Origin of the sequence: Sphingomonas sp. (genome assembly GCF_040398505.1) — a bacterium.
Taxonomy (GTDB): Bacteria; Pseudomonadota; Alphaproteobacteria; order Sphingomonadales; family Sphingomonadaceae; genus Sphingomonas.
Genome location: NZ_JBBATX010000057.1, coordinates 1 through 5,879, shown reverse-complemented (window position 1 = coordinate 5,879; position 5,879 = coordinate 1). Strand labels below are relative to the sequence as shown.

The 5,879-nt window shown below is 64.8% G+C and carries 7 protein-coding genes; 3 read left to right on the top strand and 4 right to left on the bottom strand.

What is annotated here, in order from left to right; translation table 11 throughout:
• A partial coding sequence (locus ABWP09_RS08700) for an AIM24 family protein (RefSeq protein WP_353204751.1) occupies positions 1-234 on the top strand: 234 nt, incomplete at its 5' end.
• A gap of 39 nt (positions 235-273) precedes the next feature.
• Here ABWP09_RS08700 and ABWP09_RS08695 read toward each other — a convergent pair.
• Positions 274-1,740 carry a DNA recombination protein RmuC gene (locus tag ABWP09_RS08695; protein ID WP_353204750.1) on the bottom strand — a complete coding sequence of 489 codons (1,467 nt, stop codon included), beginning with the start codon at positions 1,738-1,740 and terminating at the stop codon, positions 274-276.
• Between the two features lie 79 nt (positions 1,741-1,819).
• Between ABWP09_RS08695 and ABWP09_RS08690 the strand changes: the two genes are divergently transcribed.
• Positions 1,820-3,481 carry a formate--tetrahydrofolate ligase gene (locus tag ABWP09_RS08690; RefSeq protein ID WP_353204749.1) on the top strand — a complete coding sequence of 554 codons (1,662 nt, stop codon included), beginning with the start codon at positions 1,820-1,822 and terminating at the stop codon, positions 3,479-3,481.
• A gap of 33 nt (positions 3,482-3,514) precedes the next feature.
• Here ABWP09_RS08690 and ABWP09_RS08685 read toward each other — a convergent pair whose 3' ends face one another.
• From ABWP09_RS08685 to recR, 3 genes are all read right to left on the bottom strand, one after another.
• Positions 3,515-3,805, bottom strand: coding sequence for a hypothetical protein (locus ABWP09_RS08685; protein ID WP_353204748.1), 291 nt, complete (start codon positions 3,803-3,805; stop codon positions 3,515-3,517).
• 146 nt (positions 3,806-3,951) lie between these two features.
• Entirely contained in the window at positions 3,952-4,482 is a 531-nt protein-coding gene (def, locus tag ABWP09_RS08680; RefSeq protein WP_353204747.1) for a peptide deformylase, read from the bottom strand.
• 314 nt (positions 4,483-4,796) lie between these two features.
• Positions 4,797-5,393, bottom strand: a complete 597-nt coding sequence (recR, locus tag ABWP09_RS08675; protein WP_353204746.1) for a recombination mediator RecR — start codon at positions 5,391-5,393, stop codon at positions 4,797-4,799.
• Between the two features lie 181 nt (positions 5,394-5,574).
• Here recR and ABWP09_RS08670 point away from each other — a divergent pair.
• Positions 5,575-5,879, top strand: a 305-nt coding sequence (locus tag ABWP09_RS08670; protein ID WP_353204745.1) for a methionyl-tRNA formyltransferase, incomplete at its 3' end; no start/stop codon positions are given.

The following is a 5,879-nucleotide window of genomic DNA, read 5'->3' as shown; positions in this document are numbered from 1 at the left end:
ACGCCGAGCGTCGCGTTCGATCTGGTCGCGGCGGGCGGGGTGCGCAGCATGGTGTTCGGCGGTGAAGGCGTGTTTTTCGCACGGCTGACCGGCCCGGGGCATGTGTGGATCCAGTCGCTCCCCTTCTCGCGCCTTGCCGGACGCATCATCGCGACCGCCGGCGGCATGGGGCAGAATCGCGGCGAGGGATCGGTGCTCGGCGGCCTCGGCGATCTGATCGGGGGAAATCGGTAGCGGGAGCGTTTTTATAAGAACCGCTTTAGGGCATTGCCCCTACTCGGCTGCCTCCTCGGCCGGGGCCGCGATCAGCGGCACGCTTTCGCCATAGCGCGCCAGCGCTTCGACCGGCGGGACATCCTCGATCTCCCGCGCGCCAGTCTCGATGTTCAAATCACGGAATTTGCGCGCGGTGACCAGCGCGCGGCTTTCAAAGCTTGAGACGAAGGCGTTGTAATTGTTGACCGCGGATGTCAGCCCCCCGCCGACCTTGCGCAAATCGCCCGCTGCCTTGGCGAGTCGGTCGTACAGTTCCTTGCCGAGCTCGCCGATCTGCCGCGCCTCTTTCGCGAGCCGCTCCTGCCGCCAGACCGAGGCGACGGTGCGGGCAATCGCCACGAGGTTGGTCGGCGTCGCCAGCAGCACGCGCTTTTCGAACGCATAGTTCCACAATTCATGATCGTGTTCGAGCGCGGCGGCGAGGAAATGTTCGCCTGGCACGAACATGATGACGTAATCGGGCGCATCGGCGAACTGGCTCCAATAGGCCTTGTTGCCGAGACCGTTGATATGCGCGCGCATCGAGGCGGCGTGGGCGGCGAGCCCGACCGCGCGCTCGCCCTCGTCGACTGCGCCAAACGCATCCTGATAGGCGTTGAGCGACACCTTGGCGTCGATGATCAGGCTGCGCCCGCCGGGGATGGTGATAATCGCATCCGGGCGCAACCGCCCGCCCTCATCGCCGCCCGAGACCGAGACCTCGGTTTGGAAATCGGTATGTTCGGCAAGGCCACAGCTTTCGAGTACGTTCTTGAGCTGCTGCTCGCCCCAGCGCCCGCGCGACTTTGGCGCGTTGCGCAGCGAATTGACGAGCTTGGCAGCTTCGGTCGAGACCTTTTCCTGACCGATCCGCATCGCTTCGATCTGGCCCTTGAGCTCGCTGAACGCGCCCTTGCGCTCGCTTTCCACGGCCGTGACGGCTTGCTCATATTTGAGCAGACGATCGCTGACCGGCTGGAGCATCGATTTGAGGTTCTGGCCTGCGGTTTCCTCGGATTGACGGAAGCGTTCGTCGGCGCGCTTGAGGAAGCTTTCCTGCGCCTCGCTCAGCAATTTGTTCGACACTTCGGCAAATTGCGTCGCGAGCAATTCCTTGGCGTGAAGCAGTTCGGCGATCCGCGCTTCCTGCGTTTCGCGCACCATTTTCAGCCGCGCCTCGTCCGCCGCGCGCACTTCGGCAAGGCGCGCTTCGAAGCCCGAGGCGTGCGTGCGCAGTTCGATATTCTCGAGCCGCGCGGCATCGCGTTCGTCGCGGATGCTCGCGAGATCGGAGCGGAGTTGCTCGGCGGCCTTGGCGCGTTCTTCGGCGCCGGCGAGATCGACGATCGCGCGCTTGAAATCAGCCTCGCGTGTCACCGCATCGGCGCGCGCCTGCGCTGCACCGCGTCCGCCGAGGAACCAGCCCACCGCGAGGCCGATCAGCAGCGCGGCCACGGTGAGGAGGAAAATCGTCGATCCGGTCATGATACGCCTCGCGGGAACATTGCGGGAACTTGTAGCGGGCGGGATTGTGTTGCGCCAGCCCTTGGCTAGGACTGTCCAAATGCTGACCGATATCGAAATCTCGCGCGCCGCCACTTTACAACCAATCGGCGCCATCGCCGCGCGCGTTGGGATCCCACCGGAAGCGGTCGAACCCTATGGGCATTTCAAGGCGAAGATCGATCTCGCCGCCCTCCCCGCGCCCGCCGCCCAGGGCAAATTGATCCTCGTCACCGCGATCAACCCGACCCCGGCGGGCGAAGGCAAATCGACCACGTCGGTCGGTCTCGCCGATGCGCTCAACCGCACCGGGCGGAAAACGATGCTCGCCTTGCGCGAACCGAGCCTCGGCCCGTGCTTCGGCACCAAGGGCGGGGCGACCGGCGGTGGCTATGCGCAAGTCGTGCCGATGGAGGACATCAACCTCCATTTCACCGGCGATTTCCATGCGATCACCTCGGCACACAATCTGCTCGCGGCGCTGATCGACAACCATGTCCATTGGGGCAACGCGCTCGATATCGACGTGCGGCGGATCGTGTGGCGGCGCGTGCTCGACATGAATGACCGCGCTTTGCGCGACATCGCCCAGTCGCTCGGCGGCCCGGCCAACGGGTACCCGCGCGAGAGCGGGTTCGACATTACCGTTGCCTCCGAAGTGATGGCGATCCTGTGCCTGGCGAGCGATCTGCACGATTTGGAGGCGCGGCTCGGGCGGATCGTCGTCGCCTATACGCGCGGCAAGCAGCCGGTGACGGCGCGCGATCTGAAAGCCGATGGCGCGATGGCGGTGTTGCTGGCGCAGGCGATCAAGCCCAACCTCGTCCAGACGCTCGAGGGCACCCCGGCGTTCGTGCATGGTGGCCCGTTCGCCAATATTGCGCATGGCTGCAATTCGGTGATCGCGACGCGCGCCGCTTTGGGACTCGCGGATTATGTGGTGACCGAGGCGGGGTTCGGCGCGGATCTCGGCGCGGAGAAGTTCTTCGACATCAAATGCCGCCAGGCCGGGTTAAAACCGGCGGCAGCCGTGATTGTCGCTACGGTGCGCGCGCTAAAGATGAACGGAGGTGTCGCCAAGGGCGATCTCGCCACGCCCGATTATGAGGCGGTGCGGCGCGGTGGCGTCAACCTCGCGCGGCATATCGAGAATGTGCGGAGCTTCGGCGTCGGCGTGGTGGTGGCGATCAATCGCTTCGATGGCGACACGCCCGAAGAAGTCATGGTGATCCGCGAGATCGCCGCCGCGCAGGGCTGTGAGGCGGTGTTGTGCTCGCATTGGGCCGATGGCGGTGTGGGCGCGGTTGAACTGGCCGAGAAGGTTGCGGCGCTGGCCGAGCATCCGTCGCAATTCGCACCGCTTTATGGCGACGAACTGTCGCTGTTCGACAAGATCAATACCGTCGCGACGCGCATTTATCGTGCCGAGGAAGCCGTGGCCGACCCTTCGGTGCTGGCGCAGCTCGCGCGGTTCGAGGCGGCGGGGTTCGGGCATTTGCCGGTGTGCATGGCGAAGACGCAGTACAGCTTCTCGACCGACCCGGCCAAGCTCGGCGCGCCGACCGGCCATGTCGTGCCGGTGCGCGAGGTGCGCCTCAGCGCAGGTGCGGGGTTTGTGGTGGCGATCTGCGGGGAGATCATGACGATGCCCGGGCTGCCGCGCGTGCCGGCGGCGGAGGGGATACGGTTTGGGGCGGGCGGGGAGATTGAGGGGTTGTTTTGAGTTTCGCGCAAAGTGGTACTTTGCGCGAGTGGATTATTGAGCGGTTCGCACGAAATTCACGAGGACTGGACCGTCATCGGCCAAGCCCGAAATACACCAAACATTTGACAAGCTGCTTATAGCGGTAGGCTGAATGTCCAGTTCATCGAGATGGAAGCGCGCATCACGCGCAATGGCCGTAGAAGCGTCCGGAATATCTTGCGATTGCTCGATATGATCCGCCCAAGCACGGACTGCTTGCTCGATATCTTTTGCCGCTACCTGGGAAACGTACGTGCCGCCTCGAAAGTCGCAAATGGCGGTGAATAGAGCATTCTCGTCCACAATGAGCTTTCCTACTTCGTCACCCCGGCCTTGTGCCGGGGTCCACCAAGCGGCTTGGCGCAGATGCTAATTGGAAGCTCGCGATTGCGTCCCAGTGGACCCCGGAACAAGTCCGGGGTGACGATTGAGGGGATGGGTATTTCTCCTCAGGCCGCCTTGCGCATCTTGGTCAGCTTCTTGAGCAGCATATCGCGCTTGAGCTTCGAGATGTGGTCGATGAACAGCACGCCGTTCAAATGGTCGATCTCGTGCTGCAGCGCGGTCGCGAGCAGGCCGTCGAAATCGCCCTCATGCGTCGCACCCTGCTCGTCGAGCCAGCGCGCGCGGCAGGCGGCGGGGCGTTCGACCTCGGCATATTGCTCGGGGATCGAGAGGCAGCCTTCGCTGTAAAAATTGGTTTCCTCGCTGACCGAGATCAGCTCGGGATTGATATAGACGAGCGGGGTCCGGACGGCCTTGGCCTCCTCCCCCTCGCCGACCGTTTCCTGCAGGTCGATCACGACGATGCGCTGCTCGATCGCGACTTGGGTCGCAGCGAGGCCGATGCCGCGCGCGTCGTACATCGTGTCGAACATGTCGGCGACGATTTTCCGCACCGAATCATCCACCGTTGCGACGGGCTTGGCGACGGCGCGGAGGCCGGGGTGCGGGACTTCGAGGATTTCTAGGACAGCCATATTTGCGAGCTAGGAAAGCGCGGCGGGCACGTCAAGGTTTGTGGAAGAAGAAGGGGTTCACGCGAAGGGCGCGAAGAGAAGGAAGGTCGCGAAGAGAAGAAGATTGGTTCGCGCAGAGGCGCGGAGGTGGTACGTTTGGCGAGATCGCCCGCGTTAGCGGGCAACGAATGGACTGCGGCTGCCATTTGAAGAGCCGCTGCGCGGCGGGAGCAACCGCTTCGCGCCCTTCTTTCCTTCGCGATCTTCGCGTGAACCCCTTCTACCTTCTTCTCCGCGCCTCCGCGGCTCCGCGCCTCCGCGTGAACGAAATCTTCTTAACTCACCGGCCGCCGCGCCCGCAGCGCCTGCGCCAGCGTGCCCTCATCGAGATAATCCAGCTCACCCCCAACCGGCAGGCCATGCGCGAGTTGGGTGATCCGCACCGGAAACCGCTCGATCCGTTCGGCGATATAATGCGCGGTGGTCTGGCCTTCGAGCGTGGCGTTCATCGCGAGCACGACCTCGTCGATTCCGCCCTCGGCGATGCGCCGCACCAGCGAATCGATCGCGAGATCCTCGGGCCGCACGCCCTCCAGCGCCGACAGCCGCCCGCCCAGCACGTGAAACCGCCCCGGGAACAAGCGCGAGCGATCGAGCGCCCACAGGTCGGCGACTTCCTCCACCACGCACAGCGCGCGCGCGTCACGGCGCGGGTCGGCGCAGACGCCGCATGGGTTGGTCGTATCGATATTCCCGCAAATCGAGCAGGTTGAGAGCCGTTCCTCAACCGCCATGAGCGCATTGAGCAACGGCCCCAGCGCCGCTTCGCGCTTCTTGAGCAAATGCAGCACCGCGCGCCGCGCCGAGCGCGGGCCGAGGCCGGGCAGCTTGGACAGCGCCTGGGTCAGGGCTTCGATTTCGGAAGAGGCCATAAGGCAGAGATAGGCGACCCTACATCATTCGTCACCCCGGCCTTGTGCCGGGGTCCACGGCGCTGCCAAGGCGGCCCTCGATTTCTGCCGCCAGAGCAAGCGGCACGGCGGATCCCGGCACAAGGCCGGGATGACGGGTACGGGGTTGTTTTTGTGCCGCTCGAATCGCAAAGCCTCCCCCATGAAAATTGTCTTCATGGGCACGCCCGACTTTTCGGTGCCGGTGCTGCAAGCGCTCGTCGATGCCGGGCATGACGTGGTGGCGTCGTACAGCCAGCCGCCGCGCCGCGCCGGTCGCGGGAAAACGCTGACGCCCTCCCCCGTCCAGGCGCGGGCCGAGGCCTTGGGGATCGCGGTGCGCACGCCTGTCAGCTTGCGCGACATCGATGCGCAGGCCGAATTCGCGGCGTTCGGGGCCGATGTGGCGGTGGTCGCGGCGTATGGCCTGATCCTGCCGCGCGCGGTGCTGGATGCGCCGGCGCGCGG

Coding starts and splice junctions, on each gene's coding strand:
- ABWP09_RS08690 (WP_353204749.1), top strand. CDS start 1,820: ATGCTGACCGATATCGAAATCTCGCGCGCCGCCACTTTACAACCAATC.
- recR (WP_353204746.1), bottom strand. CDS start 5,393: ATGGCCTCTTCCGAAATCGAAGCCCTGACCCAGGCGCTGTCCAAGCTG.
- ABWP09_RS08695 (WP_353204750.1), bottom strand. CDS start 1,740: ATGACCGGATCGACGATTTTCCTCCTCACCGTGGCCGCGCTGCTGATC.
- def (WP_353204747.1), bottom strand. CDS start 4,482: ATGGCTGTCCTAGAAATCCTCGAAGTCCCGCACCCCGGCCTCCGCGCC.